Source organism: Actinoallomurus sp. NBC_01490 (genome assembly GCF_036227085.1).
In the GTDB taxonomy this organism is placed as follows: domain Bacteria; phylum Actinomycetota; class Actinomycetes; order Streptosporangiales; family Streptosporangiaceae; genus Actinoallomurus; species Actinoallomurus oryzae.
The window spans coordinates 6,814,108-6,837,803 of the sequence record NZ_CP109433.1; the positions used below are offsets into that span (position 1 = coordinate 6,814,108).

At 71.7% G+C, this 23,696-nt stretch carries 15 protein-coding genes and 1 pseudogene; 4 read left to right on the plus strand and 12 right to left on the minus strand.

The genetic code is table 11. The features are described from left to right. Positions 1 to 226: 226 nt before the first annotated feature. The 5 genes and pseudogenes from OG417_RS31850 to OG417_RS31870 all read right to left on the minus strand — a co-directional run. A pseudogene (locus OG417_RS31850) lies at positions 227 to 487 on the minus strand (ester cyclase); the annotation flags it as partial. A 588-nt stretch (positions 488 to 1,075) separates the two neighbouring features. Further along, the gene (locus tag OG417_RS31855; RefSeq protein ID WP_329236379.1) at positions 1,076 to 2,074 is read right to left on the minus strand and encodes a helix-turn-helix transcriptional regulator; all 999 of its coding nucleotides are present in this window, start codon (positions 2,072 to 2,074) and stop codon (positions 1,076 to 1,078) included. Further along, entirely contained in the window at positions 1,996 to 2,991 is a 996-nt protein-coding gene (locus OG417_RS31860; RefSeq protein WP_329236381.1) for a hypothetical protein, read from the minus strand. The genes OG417_RS31855 and OG417_RS31860 overlap by 79 nt, the downstream gene beginning before the upstream one ends. Continuing rightward, positions 2,925 to 3,905, minus strand: a complete 981-nt coding sequence (locus OG417_RS31865) for an ATP-binding protein (protein ID WP_329236383.1) — start codon at positions 3,903 to 3,905, stop codon at positions 2,925 to 2,927. Before OG417_RS31865 ends, OG417_RS31860 begins: the two co-directional genes overlap by 67 nt. A 289-nt stretch (positions 3,906 to 4,194) precedes the next feature. Continuing rightward, the gene (locus OG417_RS31870; RefSeq protein WP_329236385.1) at positions 4,195 to 5,016 is read right to left on the minus strand and encodes an oxygenase MpaB family protein; all 822 of its coding nucleotides are present in this window, start codon (positions 5,014 to 5,016) and stop codon (positions 4,195 to 4,197) included. A 76-nt stretch (positions 5,017 to 5,092) separates the two neighbouring features. Here OG417_RS31870 and OG417_RS31875 point away from each other — a divergent pair, with 76 nt between their 5' ends. Then, entirely contained in the window at positions 5,093 to 5,719 is a 627-nt protein-coding gene (locus OG417_RS31875; RefSeq protein WP_329236387.1) for a TetR/AcrR family transcriptional regulator, read from the plus strand. 15 nt (positions 5,720 to 5,734) lie between these two features. Here the strand turns inward: OG417_RS31875 and OG417_RS31880 are convergent, their stop codons facing one another. From OG417_RS31880 to OG417_RS31890, 3 genes are all read right to left on the minus strand, one after another. After that, positions 5,735 to 6,157 carry a hypothetical protein gene (locus OG417_RS31880; protein WP_329236389.1) on the minus strand — a complete coding sequence of 141 codons (423 nt, stop codon included), beginning with the start codon at positions 6,155 to 6,157 and terminating at the stop codon, positions 5,735 to 5,737. Positions 6,158 to 6,329: 172 nt separating this feature from the next. After that, positions 6,330 to 7,502, minus strand: a complete 1,173-nt coding sequence (locus OG417_RS31885) for an amidase (protein ID WP_329236391.1) — start codon at positions 7,500 to 7,502, stop codon at positions 6,330 to 6,332. Positions 7,503 to 7,516: 14 nt separating this feature from the next. Next, a complete protein-coding gene (locus tag OG417_RS31890; RefSeq protein ID WP_329236393.1) occupies positions 7,517 to 8,482 on the minus strand; it encodes a DMT family transporter in 966 nt (321 codons plus the stop codon). Between the two features lie 117 nt (positions 8,483 to 8,599). Here OG417_RS31890 and OG417_RS31895 point away from each other — a divergent pair, with 117 nt between their 5' ends. Beyond that, entirely contained in the window at positions 8,600 to 9,184 is a 585-nt protein-coding gene (locus OG417_RS31895) for a CGNR zinc finger domain-containing protein (RefSeq protein WP_329236395.1), read from the plus strand. Between the two features lie 77 nt (positions 9,185 to 9,261). Here OG417_RS31895 and OG417_RS31900 read toward each other — a convergent pair whose 3' ends face one another. Then, positions 9,262 to 10,686, minus strand: coding sequence for a glycoside hydrolase family 28 protein (locus OG417_RS31900; protein ID WP_329236397.1), 1,425 nt, complete (start codon positions 10,684 to 10,686; stop codon positions 9,262 to 9,264). A 165-nt stretch (positions 10,687 to 10,851) separates the two neighbouring features. Between OG417_RS31900 and OG417_RS31905 the strand changes: the two genes are divergently transcribed. Then, on the plus strand, positions 10,852 to 11,910 hold the full coding sequence (locus OG417_RS31905) for a LacI family DNA-binding transcriptional regulator (RefSeq protein WP_329236399.1): 1,059 nt from the start codon (positions 10,852 to 10,854) through the stop codon (positions 11,908 to 11,910). Positions 11,911 to 12,081: 171 nt separating this feature from the next. Continuing rightward, entirely contained in the window at positions 12,082 to 15,942 is a 3,861-nt protein-coding gene (locus tag OG417_RS31910) for a glycoside hydrolase family 2 TIM barrel-domain containing protein (RefSeq protein WP_329236401.1), read from the plus strand. 199 nt (positions 15,943 to 16,141) lie between these two features. Here OG417_RS31910 and OG417_RS31915 read toward each other — a convergent pair whose 3' ends face one another. The 3 genes from OG417_RS31915 to OG417_RS31925 are packed head-to-tail and all read right to left on the minus strand — an operon-like array spanning position 16,142 to position 23,552. Continuing rightward, positions 16,142 to 19,825 carry a glycosyl hydrolase gene (locus tag OG417_RS31915; RefSeq protein WP_329236403.1) on the minus strand — a complete coding sequence of 1,228 codons (3,684 nt, stop codon included), beginning with the start codon at positions 19,823 to 19,825 and terminating at the stop codon, positions 16,142 to 16,144. 30 nt (positions 19,826 to 19,855) lie between these two features. Beyond that, positions 19,856 to 21,073: a hypothetical protein gene (locus tag OG417_RS31920; RefSeq protein WP_329236406.1), complete on the minus strand. Its 1,218-nt coding sequence runs from the start codon at positions 21,071 to 21,073 to the stop codon at positions 19,856 to 19,858. A gap of 4 nt (positions 21,074 to 21,077) precedes the next feature. Then, positions 21,078 to 23,552 (minus strand): pectinesterase family protein, encoded by a 2,475-nt coding sequence (locus tag OG417_RS31925; protein WP_329236408.1) that lies wholly within the window; start codon positions 23,550 to 23,552, stop codon positions 21,078 to 21,080. Positions 23,553 to 23,696: the final 144 nt, after the last annotated feature.

The window sequence follows — 23,696 nt, forward strand, 5'->3', positions numbered from 1 at the left end:
AGCGGCCTCAGCCGGACGGCCGGCCCGCGAGAGCCGATCGACCGGCGGCCGCCCTCCCCGATGGCACCGTTGGCGTGACGATGATGCTAGAAATCTCCAACAGGATTGTCAACGATCTATTCGCCAAAGTGGTACGCCAGCTTGGCGTAACGAGGTCGCCGGACGAATTCGCAGCTCACCGGCTCTGTCGCCGAACTCGACGCCGCCGGGAACGGCGGCGTCTTCCTCACCGAGGTTCGACCGTCCGCACGCCGAGTTGGGTGAGCAGCTCCACCTGGTCGTAGTACAGCCGGATGGAGGAGACCACGTCGTCGCGGACCACCCAGCGCTCGGCGTAGTGCAGAACGACCCGGTTGCCGGTGGGCGCGACGACCCGGCCGTCGGCAAGCTTCAGCTCGCCCCGGTGGGTGCCGCTGAACGTCCCCTCGACGAAGCCCTGGTCGCCGTCGGTGACCATGTTCTCCGGCCGCAGTTCGCAGTCCGGGAACGCCGAGTGGGTAGGTGTCGTAGAAGAGCGCGGCGCCCGCCACGCCGCTCAGCGTGGACCCGCCCGGGCCGGTGAACCCGGAGCCGGGGCCGTACCGGGTCAGGAACGACTCCTTGTTCCCGGCGTTCCAGTCCTTCACCCCGGCCAGTACGAACTCGCGGAACTCCATCCGCTCCTCCCTCTCGGTCAGGCCCGATCGTGCTCATGGACGATCACGTTGCGGACGCCGTGCCCGCGCGGTCCTCGATAGCCCTCGCTGATCTCGGCGAGCCGGTACCGGCCGCCGACCAGGTCGTCCAGCCCGCCACGGCCACGTTCCGCCCCCGTCCGTCGTCCCGACCCCGCGGCATCGCCCGGGATCGCGACAAAGCCGATTTTCGACCTGCCGCCGGACCATCGTGTTCGTGCGCCCCGGCCTGTGCATCGGGGACCGTCCCGTAGTTCTAGACGGCGTTCGCGGCCCGGCCCGGCCCCGGGCCGAGCGGCACGAACCGGCCGTACGACCACCGGGCCGACGTCCACGTCCTCCGGGCCACGGGCTTCGATGCCCATGGAGTGCGCCGGCGCGTCGGGGTCAACCCCTGATCCTTAGCCGAGCCCGGACCGGCGATCGGCGTGCTCCGGCCGAGCGAGACGGGCCCGCAGCTCTCGCTTGGAGCGGACGCTGAGCTTGCGGTAGATCCGGGTCAGATGCGTTTCGATCGTCTTCACCGACACGGACAGCCGGTGGGCCACCTCGGCGTTGGTCAGACCCTGTGCGGCCAGCGACGCCACTCGCGCCTCCTGGGCCGTAAGGTGCCCGCGCGGCTCCCGCCGCGTCCGGCGACGCCCGCCGGCCACCCGCAGCTCGGCCGCGGCACGCGTGGCGAGTCCGAGCGCACCGGCCCGTTCCGCGATCTCCAGCGACTCGGCGAGGGACTCGCGGGCCGCCAGCGGCCGGTTGACGCGCCGCAACCAGGACCCGTGGTCCAGCAGCACGCGGGCACGTTCCAGCGGCAGCGGAACAGGAAGGGCCGCCGCCTCGGTGTACAGCGCCATCGCGCTCTGCCGATCGCCCCTGGCCGCGGCCAGCCCCGCCCGCCCGGCCAACGCGGTCAGGCGGGGCCACGTGCCGGGCAGATCGCGCGTCACCGCCTCGATCCGGCCGCAGACCCGCTCGGCGGCCTCGTGGCGGCCCGAACGCAGGTGGGCACGGATGGCGAACGGCGCCCACGGAACGACGCACGGGTCCCGTACCCCCAGCTCGTCGACCACGCGCTCGAGCTCGAGATAGGCCGCGGAGGCCGCGTCGGTGTCCTCGTCGGACAGCCTGATCACGGCCTCCAGGTGCGCCGCCCACAGCCGGCTCATCCACATCAGATGCGACGGACCGGTCAGGAGTGCGCGGGCCGGTTCGATGTCCCCGACCTCACAGGCGAGGGCGGCACGGCTGAGGTTGATCGTCTCGTGCATCAGGGGCACCACGTCCGCGACCCGCTCGACGTCGTCGAGCACGTCTCGCGCCTCGGTCAGCCGGCCCTGGCGTACCAGGCTGTCGACCTTGGAGATGTCCAGGGCGACCTGCGCGTGGATGAGCCCTCCGGCCACGGCCCGCTCCCGGGCCCGTCTCCACACCCGCTCCTCGTCGTCGAACCGCTCGCTGAGGCGGTGCCGAGGTAGAGCAGCGCGGGGTCGAAGGGTGAGTTCGGGTCATCGCCCGCGCTCGGCTCCGTATCGTCGCCCACGAGCGCGCTGAGCTCGTCGAGCGCGCCGGCGTCCGCACGCGCGTAGTAGTTGACGTAGCTCCGCACCGCGCGCAGCCCGGCGTCGCGAAGCTCGCTCTCTCCGCAGAGCGTGTCGATCAGCACGGACGCCGGCGCCGGCCCGGTGGTCTGCCACACCGCGTGCACCTGCTCGACGATGACCGGGCCCACCGCCTCGGGAGCCGACCGGCGGGCGTACACCAGCGCCTCCCTGGCGGCCCGCCCGGAGCTCGGGATGTCGCCGGCATAGGCCATCGCCCTCGCGAGAAGCCGCAACGCGCGCACCCTGGGCGCGCCGGTCAGGTCCGGGGCCGAGGCGGCCGCGCGGAAGCGTCCGGCGGCTCGCGCCGGCCGCCCGGCCGCCAGCCACGCCTCCCCGAGCCGCAGCCAGAGCATCCCGGGAACCTCGCCCGCGCACAGTTCGACGGCGGCCTCCAGGTGCTCCACCGCACGGAGCACCGCGCCGGCGGCCATCGAGGCCTCACCGGCCGCGGTCACCGCCGCGATCGCGGCCGGGTCGCCCACCAGGTCGGCCGCGACCGCGTGGTGCGCGGCGAGAGAGACCTCACCCAGGCCGGCCAGACGTTCGAAGGCGCGCGTATGGAGCCGGACCCGACGCACCGGGGAGAGGTCCTCGTAGACGGCTCGCGCGATCAGTGGGTGCACGAAAGCCGCCCAACCGCGTCGGGTCTCGGTCAGCAGGCCGCTCCCGAAGAGCGCCTCGAGACCGTCGGCCGTCCGCTCGGGGTCCAGGTTCGCCACGGGTGGTACGAGGGCCATCCGGAACTCGGTGCCGAGCACCGAGGCGGCACGCGCGTACTCGATGGCCTGCGCGGGCAGCGCCGCGAACGTCGACAGCAGTAACACTCTGCGGAACTCGCCGAGATCGAGGCCGTCGGGCTCGGGCAGGCCGCCCTCCGCGACGACGATCTCGGCCAGCCGCTCGATGAGGAACGGATTCCCCCGGCCAGGGTCCACGCCCGGTCCGCGAGGTCCCCGCCCTCCGGCCCGTCGACCCCGACGCGAGGTGACCCGCCGTCGCGCCGGACGTCCGGATCATCCGGCCGCCGTGAGAGCAGCTCCGCGAGCATCCAGCGCGCGCCGGGCCGCGACAGCGGTGCCAGCTCGACGGCGTCCGCGGCGCCATCGGCCACCAGCCGATCCACCAGCTCCCGCGCGGCGGGCGGCCACGGCCGCAACCCGGCGATGATCCCGACCGGGGCCGCCCGGATCCGCCGGCTGAGGAACGCGACCAGCTCCAGTGAGTCCGGGTCGGACCACTGCAGGTCGTCCAGGAGCAGCAGAACCGGGGTGGCCGACGCGGTCGCCTCCAGCCATTCCCGCACGCGAACCCATACCGCCACGCGGGACTCGGCCGGCTCCGCCGCGCTCCCGGCCCGGCAGAGGCGCGGCCCGCCCAGCGGTTCGAGGGCCTGGGCGGCCAGCCCGAGCGGGAGCTCGACCTCCATCGCCTGTCCGCGTGCCCGGCCGACCCGCACCCGCGGCCCGGCGTGGTGCGCCGCGAGACTGAGCAGCGTGGTCTTGCCGAGCCCGGCGTCGCCGGTGAAGAACAGGGCGCCGCTGCCGCCCTTCCCGAGCTCCTGGAGCAACCGGTCAATCGCACGAAGGCCGGTCGACCGCTCATACAAGCGGGCCGGTGAATCCGATTGATCCATCAGCTATAGATTCTGCACCCGATGCCCGGTGCGGTTAAGATCACATCTCGGGTTTGTTGTGCCCGGCGCAAGCGAATTGCCCTTTATACACGAGAATGTCATCGTCTCGGGAATTCACCCGGCAAATATCGACGTTCCGGCTTGGTGCACACCGACAGGCCGGACGGTAGAGGTGAATTCACGCTCTGCCGGGATGCTCATCACGCACTGACGCAATAGCGTATTCCCACCCAGGAGGGCGCGTATCCGGCCGGTTCCCGGCGCTCGTACGAGCAGGTGCGCGCGGCGGTCACACCAGTGGACGGCCCGTGCGGATGCGCCGGCGTACGTCCCACAGCAGCAGGTCGAAGGGGAATCGCCGGACCGGCGGAGGCTGCACGCGCACCATCGCCCGGACGGCGGCGATGAACCGGTCGAACCACCGCTGGTCCCGCTCGCTCCAGGAAAGACGCATCTCCTCGCGGAAGTCCGGGGGCAGGAACCCGGTCGTGACGAACCGGTTGAACCCCCCGAACGCCATGCTGATCGGCCGGGGCAGGAACCGCAGGTCGGCGATTTCCAGCAGATATTCGCGGACCGGCTCGTCGATCGAGACCTGTTTCATCTCCTCGCGCCAGTAGTCCTCGAAGGCCTCCCGGTCGGCGGGCCAGGCCTCCGGCGGCACCTGCAGCGTCGTGCCCAGGGTCGCCGCCGCCTTGTACAGCCGTTCCTGGTCGGCGGGCGCCAGCGGGCCGACGAAGGCCCGGTACGTGTCCTCGAACCCGCGGTAGAGACACGCGGCGACCCAGAGTTGCAGGCCGGAGTCGAACGCGTTGTACCGCACCGGACTGGACGGGCCCGAGCGCACCCGGGCATGCGACCGGTTCACCGCCTTGCGGTAGGCCGCCTTCTCCTCCGGGCTGCCGAGCAGGGCCACGGCCAGGTAGCCGAAGGTCGTCCGGGATCGCTTGATCGGGTGACGGTGCAGCTGCCCGCTCTCCACCTTGCTCTCGATCACGCCGTGGCCGACCCCTGGGCGGGCCAGCTGCATGATCACATTTGCGGCGCCCGCCATGAGGGCGGCGCCGACGATCACCTTCTTGTCCAGCGGATCCGGCTCGGTGGTCGCCATGGCATCTCCGGGGGGAGTATCTGACAACGCTTGTTATCAGATTCCTCGCCACGGGACGAGCTGTCAAGATGGCCGCATGGCTGCTGCGGAGATGCGCACCTACGGAGGGGTCAGCGGCGCCGACCGCAAGGCGGAGCGGCGGGCGCAGCTGATCGAGGCCGGCCTGGACCTGCTCGGCGGAGCCGAGGGCGACCAGCTCACCGTGCGCCGCGTCTGCCAGCGGGCCGGGCTGACCGCGCGCTACTTCTACGAGAGCTTCGCCGGCCGTGACGAGCTCGTGGCGGCCGTCCACGAGCACGTCGTGCAGACCGTCGCCGCCGCCGCGCTGTCGGCGGTGGAGGCCGCCGGGCCGGAGAGCGACGCGAAGATCCGCGCCGGGCTCGAGCACCTGCTCCGCGCCGTGGCCGGCGATCCGCGGCACGGGCGGGTGCTGTTCTCGGTCACGCTGACCGACCCCCTGCTCGCCCGGCGACGGCTGGAGTCCTCCACGTTCTTCGCGCGGCTGCTCAGCGGGCAGGCGCGGGAGGTCTACGGCATCGGGGACAGCCCGGGACTCGACCTCGCCGCCCAGTTCGTCGTCGGCGGCCTCGCGCAGACGCTGACCGCCTGGCTGTCCGGCACTCTCACGATGACCGAGGAGGAGCTCGTGGCCGAGTGCGCGAAGATCTTCATCGCCATCGCCGACCGCGAGGGCCCCGGCTGATCGGGCGGCCGTCCCTCATCGGGCGTGCGTGTCACCCTCGCCGGCGATGACCTGGGGCAGCACGGTGGAGATGATGTGCAGGAGCGTCTCCTCCAGCAGCAGGTGGGCCTGGCGGCGCGTCACGCGCCCGCGCCTGAGCCCTTCCTGGGAGATCGACTCCGCCATTCCGGTATAGCCGCGCAGGACGGCGTCGACCTCCGAATGCTCCGCCGCCAGTGCGGTCACGCCCACGAGTGGCGGTCGAGGAGCTCCAGCCAGCCGTCGACGCTCGCCGACACGCGTTCCCGTACGCCGGCGCCCTCCACGTACGGCGTTGGAGACCTCTTCGTAGGGCCGGTCGCGGAACGGCGCCCTGGCGCAGGCCAGGATCTGCCCGCGCCGCTCGTCGTAGTCCTTGTGGACACAAGTGCGTGGCCGCTCCGTCCCCTCGTCGCCCACGGCGTTCCCCGTCGCGCGAAATGGGACCGAGCGGTCATGCGCTCGGTCGCGAAAAGCACGTCCTAGTCATGCCGTCCGCTTCGTCGCACCCGAGGCGCCATGCTCATCACGGATGTCCCCGTGGCGATCGTCGGAGGCCGGCCGCGGCGGCCGGGCGATCACGACGCGGTGCTCACCGGCGCGTGCGCCGCACGGCGGTGGCGTCGAAGCCGAGCACCCGCTCGCACCAGACGCCGGCTCCGAGCAGCCTCGCCTCGGCGTCTCTGGCCGCGACGAGCTGGACGCCGAGCGGAAGGTGCCCGGCCATGCCGGCCGGCAGCGCGAGCGTCGGCAGGCCGCACAGGGTCCACGGGATCTGGAGCCGGGAGTCACCCGTGGTCTCGCGCGCGGGCGCGGGCTCGGACGTCGCCAGGACGAGCAGGACGTCGAGGCCCTCCAGCAGCGCGCCGAGCCGTTCGGTGGCGTCCCGCCGCACCCGGTCGGCCTCCAGGTAAACGTGCGCGGGCGTGCTCAGTCCCCGTTCGATCAGCTCCCGGGCGCGCGGGCCGTAGCGCTCGGCGTGGTCGCGATGGCGGCTCAGATGCCGGGTCGCGCATTCGGCGAACGTGAGGACGCGGTGCGCGGCGTGCACGGCGGCGAGGTCGACGCCGGTCGAGACGTCGTTCACCTCGGCGCCCTCGGCGGCGAGCGCGCGGACCACCTCGGCGAGGCTCGTCCTCACGGCGTCCCCGACCTGGTCGGTGAACGGGTCGCGCAGCAGACCGACGCGAGGCGCCGCGACCGGCCGCGCCACCCCGAACCGGGCCGGAGCGTCGGCCATGGCGGACGCCACCGCGGCGGCGTCCGAGACGCATCGGGCGAGGACGCCGAGCGTGTCGATGCTCGGCGCCACCGCCCGGCTACCCTCGGCCGGCGCCCACCCGGCCGTCGGTTTCAGCCCGACGATCCCGTTGTAGGCGGCGGGCCGTACCACGTCACCGGCGGTCTGGGTGTCCACGGTGGCGGTGCAGTCGCCGGTGGCGACGGCGACCGCGGATCCCGCGCTCGACCCGCCCGGCGTACGGGCGGGATCCCAGGGGTTGATGGTGGGGGCCGGGTCGTTCAGCGCCCACTCGGTGCACCGCGTCTTGCCCACGATCACGGCTCCGGCGGCGCGCAGGCGGGCCACCGCCGGAGCGTCCGCGGCGGCCGGAGCGCCGTCGGTGAGCGGTGACCCGCACCGGGTGGGCATTCCGGCCACGTCGATGACGTCCTTGACCCCCAGCACGAACCCGGCCGGCGGGCCGTCCGTTCCGGCGGCCGGCGGCGGTTCCGGTCGCCACGCCCAGGCGTGCAGGTCGTCCACTGCCCTCTCCTCCCTCAGTGGCGGACGGATTCTTCTCTGGGGCGCCGCGCCCCGGCTTCCTTCCCGGGCGGTTCCGCGGCGCGCGCCTCCTCCGTACGGTTCGCTCCGGCGCGCAGCACCAGCACCACGCCGGCTCCCGACACCGCCATCCCGGCGAAGACACTCCAACCGGCGCCCTGGCCGAGCAGCGGCATGCCGAGCAGGGCCGTCACCGGCGGAACCAGGTAGAGCAGGCTGGTGGCGGCGCCTCCGCCCCGCGTTCGCAGCAGGACGAACAGGAGCGTGAAGCTCCCGATCGAGTTCACCGTCGCGAGCCAGGCCAGCGAGCCGATGGCGGGCGCGGTCGGCGGAAGGCGCATCCCGCCGTGCAGCAGGGCGAGCGGAACGCCGGTCACCATCGCGCCGAAGAGCTGAACGGTGGTGCCCGTGCGCAGATCCGTCGTGAGGCCGACGGCCTTCTGGTAGAGCGTCCCCGCGGCGAAGGCCGCCAGCGCCAGTCCGACCAGCGCGTACCCGGCCGGCTCGCCACCGCCCGCGAGCTTCTCCGTCAGCGAGATGCCCACGCCGGCAAGGCCGAGCGCCAGCCCGAGCCACTGCGGTCCGGTGAGCCGCTCGCCGAAGAGCGGGACGGCTACGGCGCCGACCACCAGCGGGCACGCACTGATGACCAGCGAGGACAAGCCCGCCGGGACTCCCCTGCCGAGGGCCAGGTAAAGCGTGCCGAACTGAACCGTCTGCAGCAGGATCCCGATCGCCAGCAGGTGCAGCCAGGTGCGGGGCTCGGACGGCCAGGGCGCCCGGGTCGCCAGCGAGATCGCGGCGAGGACGGCGAAGCCGATCGTGAACCGCCATGCCAGCAGGCCCAGCGGCGGCCCGGCGTGGGCACCGACCGTGCCGACAAGGTAGCCGCTGCTCCAGATCAGCACGAAGGCGACCGGGAGCGCCAGGCCGGCCATGGATCGGATCTTGGCAGTGATCACCGCGCGCCCTCCTTGTAACAGGTTGAGCTGTTACATGAGGAACCTACCCGGGCGGAGAGGCTTATGCGCGGCCGTCGCCGGCACGACCCGTAACGGTTCGAGGCGTATCATCGGACGATGGCGTCCGGAGACGGGGGCACGCGCATCAGACGGCTGCGCTTCGACACCGGGGCGACGTGGCTCGACCTCGTCGCCACGGTCGGCGACGCCTACGGTGAGACGCCGGTGGAACGCCTGTACGACCTCGCGCGACTCCGCGAGTGGCTCGGCGCCGAGGGCCTGCTCCCGCGGCACGACCCCGGCGAGGACGACCTCGTCCGTGCGCACGCGCTGCGTGAGTCGCTGCGGAGCCTGGCGCTCGCCACCGTACGGGGAAACGCGTGGCCGGCCGGCGACGTCGCCCGCGTCAACGAGTTCCTTCGCGCCGACGAGCCCGTCGAACTCCAGGCCGAGCCGGCCGGGCCGCGCGTGCGGCCACCGGCGACCGTGCGGGAGTCGCTGGGCCGCGTCGCGCGGCAGGCGGCCGAGCACCTCACGGGCCCGGAGGCCGCGATGCTGGGCACCTGTCCCGACCACGACTGCGGAATGCTGTTCCTGGACCCCACCGGCCGCCGCGTCTGGTGCGCGGCCGAGATCTGCGGCGTCCGTCACCGCGTACGCGAACACCGCCGCCGCCGCGCCGAGGGACGCGACGACAGCTGAGCCCCTCGGTCTCGATCGGCCGTCGGCGAATGAGATGACACGGCCCGGCACCGGCGAGGCCGGTGCCGGGCGGTGGGTCAGCGGACCGCTTCCTCCAGCGGTTCGCCGTTGACGGTGACGTCCTTGAGGACGAGCCCTTCGACGTCCTCCACGATGTCCGTGCCGGTCCGCTTGTCGAACGTGCAGTGGGTGAGAGTGATGTCCCGGATCGGGTCGTCGGGGTATCCCCGCATCTCGAACACCTTGTTGGTGGTGCCGACGTGCAGGTTCTCGACGTTGATGCCGCTCACCGACGGGTTGAACGGGTGGCCGGGGCCCTCGTCGTAGTAGAAGTCGATCTGTATCGCGGCGTCCGCGATCTGGGTCACCTCGACGTCGCGCATGTGGACGTCGTGGATGTAGCCGCCGCGTACGGAGTTGGTCTTGAGCCGTAGGCCGTACCCGAGGTTCGGGCTGGTCATCCGCAGGTTCTGGGCGAAGACCCCGCTGATGCCACCGGTCTCCTCACTGCCCATCGTGACGCCGCCGTGGCCGTCGCGCATCTCGCAGTCCTCGACCAGGATGTTCCGGCTGGGCACGTTGACCCGGCGGCCGTCGGCGTTGCGCCCGGACTTGATGGCGATGCAGTCGTCGCCGGTGTCGAACGTGCTGCCGGTGATGACCACGTCGGTGCACGACTCGGGGTCGCAGCCGTCGTTGTTGGGCCCGTGGCTGGAGACCGTGACGTTCCGTACGAGCACCCGCTGCGAGAGCACCGGGTGGATCTCCCACATCGGCGAGTTGACGATGGTGACGCCCTCGATGAGCACGTCGCGGCAGCGGTACGGCTGGACCATGTTCGGGCGGAGGTAGTGCCCGGGGCCGAAGACGCGTTCGCGCACCGGGACGCCGCGGTCGGCCATGTCCTGCAGCGCGTCCCAGTCGTCGCCCTGCGTCGGAATGCCGTCCGTCCATCCGTAGCGCGTGTTGCCCGTCCAGGGCCACCAGGCGTTGTTGCCGGCCTGCCCGTCGAGCGTGCCCTGCCCGGTGATCGCGATGTTGCGGGCGCCGTACGCGTAGATGAAGGGCGAGTAGTTGTAGCACTCGATACCCTGCCAGCGGGTGAAGACCGGGGGGTACTTCGCGGGGTCCGTGCTGAACAGGATCGTGGCACCCGCGCTCACGTGGAGGTCGATAAAGCTTTTCAGGTGGATCGGCCCGGTCAGGTACCGGCCGGGAGGCACGATCACGTGCCCGCCGCCGCGGCGGGCGCAGGCGGCGATCGCCGCCTGGAACGCCCGCGTGCAGTCGGTGACTCCGTCGCCCTTCGCGCCGAAGTCGGTGATCTTGTACTCATGGTGCGGGAACCGCGGCGCGCGGACCCTCCGCCGGATGGCGTCGGCGGCCTTCCAGGGGTCCTGCTGGGCGAAGGCCGGCCCGCCGACCGTCGCGGCCAGCAGCCCACCGCCCAGTATCGCCCCGCTCATCCCAATGAACCGGCGTCGTGGCCAGTTTTCGGTCATCGTGTCCTCCTGAGACGCAGGTTGCCGGTCTTCGGGAGATCATGGGCCTCCGCCGGAAAACCTTTTCCCAAAAAAATCACACGGAGGGCCGCAGTCGTCAACCGTCCACCTTCAGATGACCGGCCGCATGCGCCAGGTGGGCCCGCCGTGTGGTCCAATGCCGCCATGGACAGGGTGCGAACCGACGCGGGGGCGCGGCCGCCCCGAGCGACCATCATCGATGTCGCGCGGGAGGCCGCCGTATCGCCGGCAACCGTCTCACGAGTCCTGACCGGCACCAAGCCGGTCTCGGCCGACCTCGAACAACGGGTGCGCGCCGCGGTGAACCGGCTCGGGTACCGGCCGAATCCGGCGGCGCAAGGACTGCTGCGTGGCGCCACCCACGCGGTCGGCGTCGTCGTTCCGGACGTCGGCAACCCGTACTTCGCCGAGGTGCTCAAGGGGGTGACGAACGCCGCGGAGGAGTCGGATTTCCGCACCCTGGTCGCGGACACCGGCGAGAAGGGGGGCGCCGAGCACGACGCGGCACTCGAGCTGTCCCGATGGGCGGACGGCGTGGTCCTGTGCTCACCGCGGATGCCCCAGCGGGAGCTGGCGAAACTCGCGCAGGCCGTGCCGCACCTCGTCTGCGTGAACCGCGTGGGCCGCGGCGGCCAGGTGCCCGCGGTCGTGGTGGACTTCGAGGCGGGCATGGCCGCGATCTGCCGGCATCTGCGGGAGCTCGGCCACCGCCGGATCGCCTACCTTCGCGGCCCGGCGCGGGCGTGGTCGGAGCGGGCCAGGCAGCGGGCACTGCGCACGGCGTCCGGCCCGGACTTCGAGGTGCTCCAGGTGCCGTGCGGCTCCAGCAGCGCCGACGGGCGCCGCGCCGCCGACGCCGCCCTCGCCACCAGGGCGACCGCCGTGATGGCGTTCAGCGACTACGTCGCTCTCGGCGTGCTCGCCCGGTTCGACGAGCTCGGGGTCTCGGTGCCCGGTGACGTCTCGCTCACCGGCTTCGACGACATCGCGCTGAGCGAGCTGTTGCGCCCCCGCCTCACCACGGTGAAGGTGAGCAAGCAGGACCTGGGCCGCCGGGCCTGGGAGCTGTTCGCCGCGGGCGGCGACGTGGGCGGCGGCGAGTCCGGCCGGGTCGTCACGGCGATCCCGGAGCTGATCACCCGCGACTCGACGGCCCCGCCGGCGACCGCCACCACCCCGCTTCCGAAGACCGCGAAGGCCTGACGGACCGACACGCCTCCGCCGCACGACGGCCCCGGCCGCGAGCGGACGCGCCGCCGCGCCAAGACGGTGCCGGATGACTGTTGACCGTGCGTTCGTCTCGGGCCTAATTTGAGGAAAACCTTTTCCCGCGCACGGCCGGGATGCCGACGGGCCACCCGGAGAGGACGGCGGATGTTCAGCCGGAGGACGGTACTCAAGCTCGGGGCGCTCGGCGTCGCGGCGACGCCGCTGGCCGCGCAGGGACGGGCGTCGGCCGCCGCCGACGGCGACGCGTCGGCGACGAGGTCCGAGGTCGCCTACCTGTCGGGCACGGACAAGGATCACGTGGTCGACTGGCGTTTCATGCTGACCAGCGGGCGGAACTCCGGCAAGTGGACCACCGTTCCCGTGCCGTCGAACTGGGAACCCCAGGGCTACGGGACCTACGACTACGGGGACTTCGTCGACGACCACCCGGACCAGCCGAACGAGCAGGGCGTGTACGAGCACACGTTCACGGCCCCCGCGGCCTGGCGCGGTAGGAAGGTGTTCATCGTCTTCGAGGGCAGCATGACGGACACCCGCGTGTGGATCAACGGGTCGTCCGTCGGTTCGGTGCACCAGGGCGGCTTCGTCCGCTTCACCTACGACGTCACCGACGTGCTCACCTTCGGTGGCCGGAACCGGCTGAAGGTGACCGTCGACAAGGAGTCCGCCAACGCCTCGATCAACGGCGCGGAGCGCAGGGGCGACTACTGGATCTTCGGCGGCATCTACCGGCCGGTCTACCTGCTGGCGCACCCCGCCGAGTTCGTCGACCGCGTGGCCGTCGACGCGCAGGCCGACGGGTCGCTGTCCGTCGACGTCTTCCTGGGCGCCATAGCCGAGGCCGACGGTCTCCGGGCGCAGGTCAAGTCCATGGACGGGAAGAAGGTCGGTCGCGCCTTCTCGGCGGACCTGCGCGCCGGCGCGGACAAGGCGACGCTCTCCACCCGGGTGGACGGCCCGCGACTGTGGACCGCGGAGACCCCGAACCTCTACCAGCTGGAAGTGACGCTGACCAAGGGCGAGGAGGTGCTGCACCTGGTCACCGAGCGGTTCGGCTTCCGCACCGTCGAAGTGCGCCCGGGCAAGGGCATCTTCCTCAACGGCAAGCGGATCATGCTCAAGGGCATCACCCGGCACGCCGAATGGCCGGACTCCGGCCGAACGACCAGCCCGACGATCAACCGCGACGACATTCTCCTGATGAAGGAGATGAACATCAACGCCGTCCGGCTGTCGCACTACCCGCAGGACCAGAACTTCTACGACTACGCCGACGAGCTCGGCCTGTACGTGCTCAACGAACTGCCCGGCTGGCACAATCCGTACGACACGCCGAGCGCGAAACGGATCGTCGAAGAGATGGTCGTCCGGGACGTCAACCATCCATGCGTGATCTTCTGGGACAACGGCAACGAGGGCGGCTGGAACACCGCCGTGGACGGCGACTTCGCGACCTACGATCCGCAGCGGCGGACGGTGCTGCACCCGTCGAGCGAACCGTTCAACGGCATCAGGACCACCCACTACCCGTCGTACGCGGACACGCAGGGCTACCTGGAGAACGAGCCGGGTTCGATCTACCTCCCGACGGAGTTCCTCCACTCGATGTACGACGGAGGCGGCGGCGCCGGGCTGGCGGACTACTGGAACCTCATGACGAGCCGGCCGAACTCCGGCGGAGGATTCATCTGGGCGCTCTTCGACAGCGGCGTCGTCCGTACCGACCAGGGCGGCCGGATCAACGTCGCGGCCGACCGCGCCCCGGACGGCGTCGTCGGGCCCTATCGCGAGAAGGAGGGCAGCTTCTCCGCGATCAGGGAGATCTGGTCACCGATCCTCGCCACCCTGCGCGGCTCCGACACCGGTCACACCCCGGCGGTCTTCGACATCGAGCTCACCAACAGGTACGAGTTCACGAACCTCGGCGAGTGCCGGTTCGGCTGGAAACTGATCAGGTTCCGCGGGCCGTACGAGGACTCCACCGGGCACACCGTGGTGGCGAGCGGCACGGCGAAGGGCGTACGTGACGCCGGGCCGGGCGAGAGCGCGACGCTGACGCTCCGGCTCCCCTCTCCGACGGTGAAGCGGTCCGACGCCCTGGCCCTGACCGCCGTCGACCCCGCGGGCCGCGAGGTGTGCTCGTGGGTGTGGCCGATCACCCGGGCCGCGGACCTCAAGGACCGCATCGTGTCGGCGGGCACCGGCGCCGTGACGGCGACGGAGACGCCGGACGCGATCACCATGACCGCCTCGGGAACCGAGGTCACGATCAGCAAGCGCACCGGCCTGCTGACCGGGGTCCGGAAGGACGGCTCCGCCCTGTCGCTCACCAACGGGCCCGTGGCGACCGCCGGGAACCCGGCGCTCTCGGGCATCACCCATCGTCAGGACGGCACCGCCCACGTCGTCCAGGCCGACTTCGCCGGCGATCTGTCGTACGTCACCTGGCGCATGCTGGCGAGCGGGTGGCTGCGGATGGAGTACCGGTACCGCGTGACCGATGACCGCGACTTCTCGGGCGTCTCATTCGACTATCCCGAGAACCAGGTGGGTGCCGTCAAATGGCTCGGAAAGGGGCCGTACCGCGTCTGGAAGAACCGGATGCAGGGCCCGGTCACCGACACCTGGTACAAGAAGTACAACGACACCTCGACCGGCGCCGACCTCTGGAGAGCCGATCACTGGAAGTACCCGGAGTTCAAGGGCTACCACGCCGCGACGTGCTGGGCGGTGCTGAACGCCCGCGAGGGCGACATCACGATGGTGGCGGAGGAGGACATGTTCCTCCGCCTGTACACGCCCCTGTTCGGGCCCAATCCCGGCCACGCGACGGCGGCCTTCCCGGGCGGGAACATCTCGTTCCTCGACGGCATCGCCCCTATCGGCGACAAGAACCATGAGCCGCCCCAGACCGGGCCTTCGGGGCAGCCGAACTCGGGGGCGGGAGACTACCGGCGAGCGGTCTGGTTCTCCTTCGAGCGCAAGACGGCGCAGCTGGCGGTCGACGACGTCGGCGAGGTCGGCCTCAACAAGTCCGCGCAGATCACCGCCAGGTTCTCGAACGACGCCAAGGGATCTCCCGCCCGCGACGTCCGCCTCACGCTCGACGTGCCGCGCGGGTGGACGGTCAAGCCGCGCACGCCGGATCGCTTCGGCCGGGTCGCCCCCGGCACGACCGTCAAGACCACCTGGACCGTCACGCCGCCGGCCGGCGGCTTCGGCAGGTTCTCCCTGAAGGCCGAGGCCGACTACGCCGACCAGGCGGCTCACCGGCGACTCCAGGTCTGGAGCGAGCCGGCGGACGTGGTCGTGGCCAGCGGCCCCGAGCCGCCGGAGACGGTCGCCTGGTACAAGTTCGACGAGACCGCCGGGCGGACCGCGGGCGATTCGAGCGGCCGGCGTGACCGGGACATGACGGCGACGCTCGCCGGCGACGCCACCTGGGGCGCCGGCCGGATCGGCAACGCCGTACAGCTCGGTGGCACGGACTCCGGCGGTGGCCACATCCGGCTACCGCAGGGGGTCCTGGCCGGGGCGCGCGAGGCCACCGTCGCCTGCTGGGTCAAGCTGACGTCCTCGCCACGGTGGCTGCGGGTCTTCGACTTCGGCTTCGACCGGGTCACCTACATGTTCCTGACCCAGGGCACCAAGCTGCGTCCTCCGGAGCTCACCGACAACATGCTGATGTTCGCCATCACGATAAACGGCTCGGGCGCCGAGCAGCGCCTGCACGCACCCCCGTTGCCGACCGGCGAATGGAAGCACCTGGCGGTCACCCTGTCCGGCACCGACGGCGGCGGCCGGCTGTACGTGGACGGCGTCCAGGTCGACGCCAACCCCGCCATGGACCTCGTCCCGATGTACCTGGGCGACACCACGCGCAACTACATCGGCCGGTCGCAGGTCGAGGGCGACCCCTACCTGCCCGGCGCCGTGGACGACTTCCGCGTCTACGGACGTGCGCTGCCCGAAAGCCGGATCCGCACGCTCTACGAGGGGTCGTAGCGACTTCTCGGATCGCATCGAGTCTTCGCCCCGGCGGTCGCCGGGGCGAAGACTCGATTTCCGTTGGCCCGACTCGCCCGCCGGCCGGACGACATAAGAGCCTGCGGTGGCTCTTGACGCCCACGGGGACTGTTGAAGCCCGCGCGGACAGGACCGCGCCGCTGGCGCGCCGTCCGCGCGGGCTCGGCCCGGGTTCGGGTCACTTCGTGGTGGTCAACCTCACCGGTCCGATCAGACCGTTGTCCGTACGCTTCCGGCCGGCCGCGCCGGTCCCCGGGGCGACGCGTACCGCGTTGATCAGTGGGGTGGCGACCCGCACCGTGATCGTGTTGTCGCCCGGCCGCAGGTAGCGGCCGATGTCGATCCGGCTGAGGTCGAGATCGTCCTGGGGCGGTAGCGCGTGGCCGTTGACGGAGACCCGGGAGGTGTCCACGACGGCACCGAGATCGAGGTGCACGTCCTGTCCCTTGTTCTCGAGCCGTACGTGGGTGGTGTAGGTACCCACTCCCGCCACGTCGGCCAGGTCCACCGGGTACCCCGCCGACCTGGTGATGTGCGTCCAGGCGGGCAGGTCTCCGGCGGAGTCGGCGGTGACCGCGACCGGACCGATCCGGGTGTGCGCCGTGTCGTCGGGACGGCCGGACGCACCCGGCGTCCAGCTGTCGACGGTCAGCTCCCAGTCCGTCAGCCCCTGGACGGCGGCCGTTGCGCCGGGCGCACGGGCCGCTGCCGCCGCGCCGCCGAACCGGCTCCCGCGGGCCACCGCGATGACGGTCGCGTCATGCGCGGCGAGCCGCACCGGCAGCGTCACCGCGTGCGAGCGGGTGGCGCGCTCGGCGAGCCGGGTGACCTGCCCGCTCCAGGTGTCGAGCCGGTACGCGGTGCCGTCGCCGGTCAGCCGTACGGTCTGGTCGGCGGCGGTGTCGGAGTCGTTGTAGAGGAAGTAGTAGTCGGCGTCGGCGGTGTGGCGGCGCACGTCCACGATCCGGCCGGACGGGGTGCCGACATGCGCGGCCGCCGCGGTCACGCCGAGGGAGGTCAGCGCCGCGGGGACGTCGTCCTGCGTCGCGGCCCGCGCGACGTGGTGCCGTCCGTCGCCGATGTAGGAGTACAGGGTCGCGATGTCCTTGCGCACCGCGGCCTCGTCGCCGGGGCCGTAGCCCGGGGTGGTGACGGCGGGCGGCCGGTCCGAGCCGACGATGACGATCGGCAGGCCCTTCCGCGCGAGGTCGAGGATCTTGTCCGCGGCGTCGCGCCGGTAGGCCTGCTGGTTGTTGAGCAGCAGCGCCCGGTAACCGGACTTGCCCGGGAACAGCTGCCCGCCGGTGTACTCGGCCGCGGGCGCCTTGAGGAACTCCGGGCTGATGTAGCCGTAGGTGTATCCGGCGGTCGCCATCGCGGACGTGTTCGGGATGACCGTTTCAGGCCGGTCGTTCGCCTGCCCGGACAGGCCGAGGTTCTGGTAGTAGACGCCGACGTCGAACTGCGGCGTGCCCTGCCGCAGCACGAGCGACAGCCGGGCGAGGTGGTCGTTGACCGCCTTCATGTCCGACCACTGCGGCATCCGCGGGCCCCATGCCTCCGCGAAGCTGGTGTTCCCGCCGTAGCTGAACCCCGGCCACCGCGTCTGCTCGCCGGAGCCGGCCGGCGACTCCAGGTACGGGAACCCGTGCCAGACGATCTGGTTGTCGCCCCCGGCCAGACCGTCGTAGAGCTCGGTGGAGAGGTTCTCCGCGACGGTCGTCCCCCACACCTTGCCGGAGATCGCGCAGCACTCGCTGGAGACCACCGGCGCCCCGCTCATGTAGGCCCCGGAGGCGATCACCTTGAACTGCTGGTCCGCGTTGTGCCCGGAGAACTCCAGCCCCTCCCCCTCGGGGATGCCGATGTGCTCCGCGGCGTGCGCCGCGTCGATCGGGTCGCCGTACGGCTGCGCTCGCAGCGTCATGCCGTGGCTCTCCGTCCACTGTTGCAGGGCGGGCAGGTACCGGTCGGAGTACAGGTCGCTCCAGGTCTGCGCGTAGTCCCAGCGCACCTTGTCACCGCTGCCGTCGGAGAAGTCGAAGGCGGCCGGGTAGACACCCTTGCGGTGGATCGCGTAGCCGGCCAGCGCCGGCAGGAACGTCGTCAGGGAGTAGCCGCGCAGCTTCTGGAACCGCTGGGCGAAGTCGGAGGTCCAGGTCTCGTTGTAGCCGAGTTCGAGGGAGTCCTCGAACATGGCGCCTCCCGAGGTCCTCGGACCGTCCGACCCGCCGAAACCGGGAGGTCGGCCGGGATGGGTCGGTCGGGGAAAAATCGACCGGTCCCAGAAGTCGCCGGTGGCCTCGGCGCCGGACGCGCTCAGGTGGTCGAGGGCGTAGTCGGGTGACTTGGCGGCCGTCGTCGACTGCAGCCGCCCGTCGGCGGTCTGGTAGAAGTCCATCAGGACCCAGGGGTGACCGTTGCCGGCCGGGAACGTGTAGTGGAGCCTGCCGCCGGTGTCGACCAGTTTCGTCACGTCGCGCGCTGACGCGCGGTCGAGCTTCTGCGGGCCGGTACCCCCGGGGGCGCAGTCGGCGCTGCACTGGACGGCCACCACCGCCACGAGGGAGGACTTCGCCGTGTCCATGGCCTCCGCGCCCGCGGAATGCGCATGGGCGGCCGGGGTCACCACGGTCGGAGTCGCGCTGACCCCGTCCCGCCGGACCAGTTCCCCGGCCGGATGCGGGTGGGCCGGCGCGGGCTTGACCGTGATGCCGCTGCCGGGAGTCGCCGTCGCGGCACCGCGGGCGTGAGCGCGTTCGAGCGGGGTGTCGAACGTCAGCGTGCCCGGCTTCCCGCTGCCACTGGACGCGACCTTGGTGAGCTTTCGCGTCTCCTGGCCGGATCCGAAGCCGATCACGACCGTGCCGCCCGGATCGAGGTTCATGTCGTTGGCGACCATCACACTGGTGGCGCCCGCGGCGGCCGCCGCGTACAGGGTCGACTTCATGCTCTGCGTGCCGAGGCCGGTGACGGTGGCGACGTCCTGGTCCGCGCCGGAGCCGAGGACGATCCGGTCGCCGGTCCGCAGGCCGTCCGGCACGTCCGCGACCGATACGGCGGTCGCGCCGGCCGCCGTGTCCGTCGCCACGGTCGTGCAGCCCGCCGAGGTCCCTACCCGTTTGATCGTGGCGGTGTCGGCGTCCGCGCCCGAACCGAGCGTGATCCGGTCTCCGGCGGCCAGGCCGGCGATGTTCGAGAGCTGAACGTCCGTCGCACCGGACGGCGTCGCCGCACAGGCGAGGGTGTCCACGGTGGGCGGGTTCGTGGTCGTCGGCGGGAGCGCCCCGTCGCGGCTACCGCCGGCCGCGGTGAACTCGGCGCCGTAGATCAGCTGCTGCTGCGCGGACGGCTGGTTGAAGTTGTGCACCGACGGCACGACCACCGGCCAGGTCGGACCGAGGGCCATGTCCAGGGCCACGCCGTCCTTGCGAGCGGCGTCGGCGATCACCTTGAGCTTGTGCTGCCACTTCGGCGAGCCGAAGCCGTTCTCATCGAGGTAGCTGTCGCTGCCGAAGACCGGATCGGTGGTGGCACCCGGCACCGGGAACGCGGTGACCTCGACGCCACCGCCGCCGGCCTGGGCGATCTGGCCGATCTCCCGGCGCAGCTCGTCGTCACTGGTGTTGGCCCCGGGAAGCCACCACCGGTACTTCGGGCGTACCGCGGTCGGCGGATCGGCGAAGGTACCGGCGGTCAGCGCGGGCGCGGGATCGCCCGCCCGCGCCGACCCGCCCCGGTCCGGCGCGCCCGGAGAGGCCCCGGCGAGCGCCGATGGCGCCGCCAGGCCTCCAAGCAGGGCCGCCGTGACGAACGCGCGGAGGCTCAGGTTCGCTCTCCGTCTCGCTGTCCGTCCACGCATGGGTCGTCTCCTATCGCCGCTGCCGTTGGTCTAGGGAAGGTGGGCGCAGTTGGTGTCGAGGTCCCAGAGGATGACCGACAGCGCGAACGGGCTGATCTGGTGTTCGCCGTGGGTGGCGTCCTCCAGCAGCTCCCAGTGGCCACCGGCGCCGTCGCCGCCGCCGATCACGGCGATCCGCTGCCGTACGGCGGCCTCGTAGCTGCGGTGCCCGACGCCGTTGAAGCAGCACTCGTCGAAGCGGTTGAGGAGCTGCATCTGCCGGCGGTGCGGTCCGACCGAGCCGAGAGCGTAGATGTCGGGGAAGTCGGCGACGCCGTAGAAGCCGGGCTGCATGTCCTGGCGCTGCTCCCAGTCGCCGCGGGTCGGGCTCGGCTTCGGCGATCCGGGGCGGACGAAGAACGGCAGGGAACCGGCCGTCGGGTAGGAGCGGGTGATCCGGGGGTCCAGCGCCGGATAGACTGTGGTCGCCCATCCCCCGCCGGACAGCCCGACCATCTGCACCGACGACGGCCGGTACACCGCCTGCACGTGGTTCATCGCCACCGCGAGCGGCTCCAGGAAGAACGCCAGCGGCGAGAACTTCGCCGACTCCCACAGGCCCAGGTCGTTGTGGGACGGCTTCTGGATCACCGTCGGGTCGTTCGGGTCCTGCAGCGTCGTCGGGTTCCAGTGGTAGAACGGCATCGCGAACAGCAGCACGACGTAGCCGTGGTCGAGCAGCCCCTGAGCGGTGCGCCGCATGACGTCCAGCGGCTCTCCGTGGCCGTTGTGGTAGAACGCGACCCGCCTGTGCGGCCGGCGGCGCGGCTCGAGCACGAACACCGTCGAGTACAGCCCGAACGGCATCCGGACGGTGAGCCGGTCGTACCGTCGTACGCCCTCGAACGCCGGCAGCTCCGCCGGAGTGCCGACGCCGCGCTGGACCTCAGGCCGGCCGGCCGGCAGCCCGCCGGTGGACTTCCAGACCTGGGCGACGAGCCGGGGCCGCATCGCCTCGACGTCGGCCGCGGTGTGGATCGTCATCAGTTCCTCGACGTCGACGCCGACCACCACCTGCGGCAGCGTTTTGTACGCGGCGCTGTGCGCGGCCGCCACCTCGGCGTTGACCGGTGCCACCGGGCGTGCCGCCGGGTTCGGCCGGTCGCCTCCCCCGGTGCCGGCGGCGGCCGGGAGCGTCCAGCCGACGGAGGCGGACGCGGCGGCGGCGCCGAGCGTGCCCAGCATCGCTCTGCGATTCACGGAGGTCATCGGTTCACCTTTCTCGGAGGGCCTGGAGCGCGTGCTTCGGGTTCCAGCCCAGGACGTAGGCCGGGTCGCGCAGCCGGGTCGCCTCGTCGCCGGTGAGCTGCCGCGAGCACGCGAGCCGGGAGCTCGTGTCGAGCGGCTTCCCGGCCAGGTCGGTGCTGTGGTACTCCCAGAACCGCAGTTGCCCGGCGGCCGCGCAGTCGTTCGGGCTGGTGATCTGCCAGCCGGTCCGCTTCACGTGCGCGCCCATCGCGGAGTCGATGAACACCACCTGGCTGGTCGGGAACCGGCTCAGCTCGATCCGGCCGAGGTAGACGCTGTCGTCCGGCACGTCCGGCCCGCGGGTCAGCCGCACGTTCACGAACACGTTGCCGGGTCCGGTGTCGGTGTTGCGGACCTGGTTGTAGTAGCCGGCGTGCAGCGCCTTCAGCTCCGAGTCCCGCATGAACACTCCGCCGGTGCCCCAGACGAAGTCGACGTCGCCCTCGACGTAGCCGCCGGTCACGAACGCCTTCCCCTGCAGCCGCAGGCTGTCCTGGTAGCCGAGGATCCGCACCCGGGCGAGCACGATCCGGTCGCCGTTCCCGCGGAACGCCTCCGCCTGCGAGCCGTGGTACGGGGTCAGGTTCCGCACGGTGAGGTCGGACATCGCGAAGTCGTCGGCGTCGACCCCCATCGCGGCCCGCCAGCAGTTGAACCGGTCCGGGTCGGCCAGCACCCGCCGCGGGCAGTACGCCTGCTCGACCGGCACGTTGGCCATCGCGTAGTCGCCGTTCAGCAGGTTGTTGTTCGGATAGCCGACCGTCGTGCGTCCGGCGCCGGCGCCGCGGATGGTGATGTGCGGCTTCGTCTGCGGGACGTACACCATCTCGCGGTAGAAGCCCGGCGCGACGTCGATCCGTACCGGCCGGTCATTGCCCTCCGCCACGAAGTCGACCGCGCCCTGCACGGTGCAGAAGTCGGCGCCGCCGCGACCGTCGACGGTCAGCCGGGCGGTGCCGGGCTTCGGGTCGTGCCGGGTGCGGAACGTCCAGGCCGTACGGGAGGCGATGCCGCCGTTGCCGACGAAGAAACCGGGGTCGACGGTGACGTAGTAGACCTGGCCGGGCCGCAGCTTCGCGTGCGGGTGGACCGTGGCCGTACGCCCCTCGACGACCACCGGCTGGTAGGCCCACCGATGCGTCTCGCCGAAGTCGGAGCGGGCGCCGCCGACGGTGCGCTGGTAGGTCGCCGGGTCCGCGAGGTCGACGGTGTCGACCACCGTGCCGTCGGCCCGGTGCACCTGGAGCCGGCCGCGCACGCCGAGCTCGGCCGGCCCCGCGAAGGTCAGCCGCAGCGGACCGTCGGTGCAGGTCGCGCGCTGCACGCCGTCCGGAGCGGGCCGGGGGTCCGCGTCGTCGCCGGGCCGGGCCGCGCGCCAGCCGGTCAGCCGTTCCATCACCGCGATCAGTCGGTCGGCGGCCTTGCGGTGCCCCTGGACGTTCGGGTGCGAACCGCCGCCCAAGTCGCCCTCGCCGAGCCAGCCGGTGGTGTCGACGTACACGGTGTGCCGGTCGTGCAGCGCCCCGACGACGCCGGCGATGTCGGAGGCGTGGGTGCCGTCGAAGGGCCGCATCGCGAGGATCAGCGCGTCCGGGTTCGCCGCCCGGACCTGCCGCAGGTACGCCCGGTAACGCGGCACGAACTGCTCGGCCGGGTAGGGCGCGTCGTTGGCGCCGAAGTTGACGACCACGGCGTCGGGGTCGGACGGCGCCGCCGGGTAGCCGGACAGGTACCAGCCGAAGGACTCCGAAGCGGTACCGACGTTGCCGTGGCCGGGCTGGATGACGCCCTGCTTGCCGAAGCCGACCTGGTCGGTGTCGGCGTCGAAGGCCCTGCCGACCAGGTAGGCGTAGTCCTTCGTGCCGTCGGCGCAGTCGACTCCGAGCGTCGGGCACAGCGCCATCACGCCCTCGGTCACCGAGTCGCCGTAGAACTCCAGCCGGTGCTGCGCGGTGCGCGGCAGCGACACCAGCGTCGCCCCGGGCGCGAGCTCGATCTTCGACAGCACGATGCCGGACTGCAGCGGCATTATCCAGCGGTTCTCGTACTCGTCGACGTCCTTGACGACGATCTCCGCGGTGTGCGTCGTCGCCGGATCGAGGCCCTCGGCCAGCACGATCCGGTCGCTGTCGACCTTCACAAGCGACGGCTCGCCGCGGTCGACGGAGACGTAGACCTGCGACGGCACGGTGATGCCCGTGGTCTTGAACTGGGCGGCCAGCGTGCCGCCGGTGAACCGGAACCGCAGCGACGAGCCGGAGTTCACGGTGATCGCCAGGTCGTCGTCCTTCGCCCAGCGGCCCTCGAACTCGATCCGCGGGTCATTCGGCCCGAACGTCGCCGGGCTCGATGCCGCGAAGGCCCTTGGTCCGCCGGGCACGACCGCCAGCGCCGTCGCGCACAGACCCACGACCATCAGGAACCGCAAGATGAGTCGCACGACGGCCTCCCTCGCACACGCCGACCCGGCCCTACCAGCACGGGTCGCAGGAAATCCTTTTCCCGACGAAGAGTCGCCGGGCGAGGCGGAGGCGTCAAGACCTTGACGCTAGATGGTTGCGGCGTCTAAGGACGGTTTTCGGTC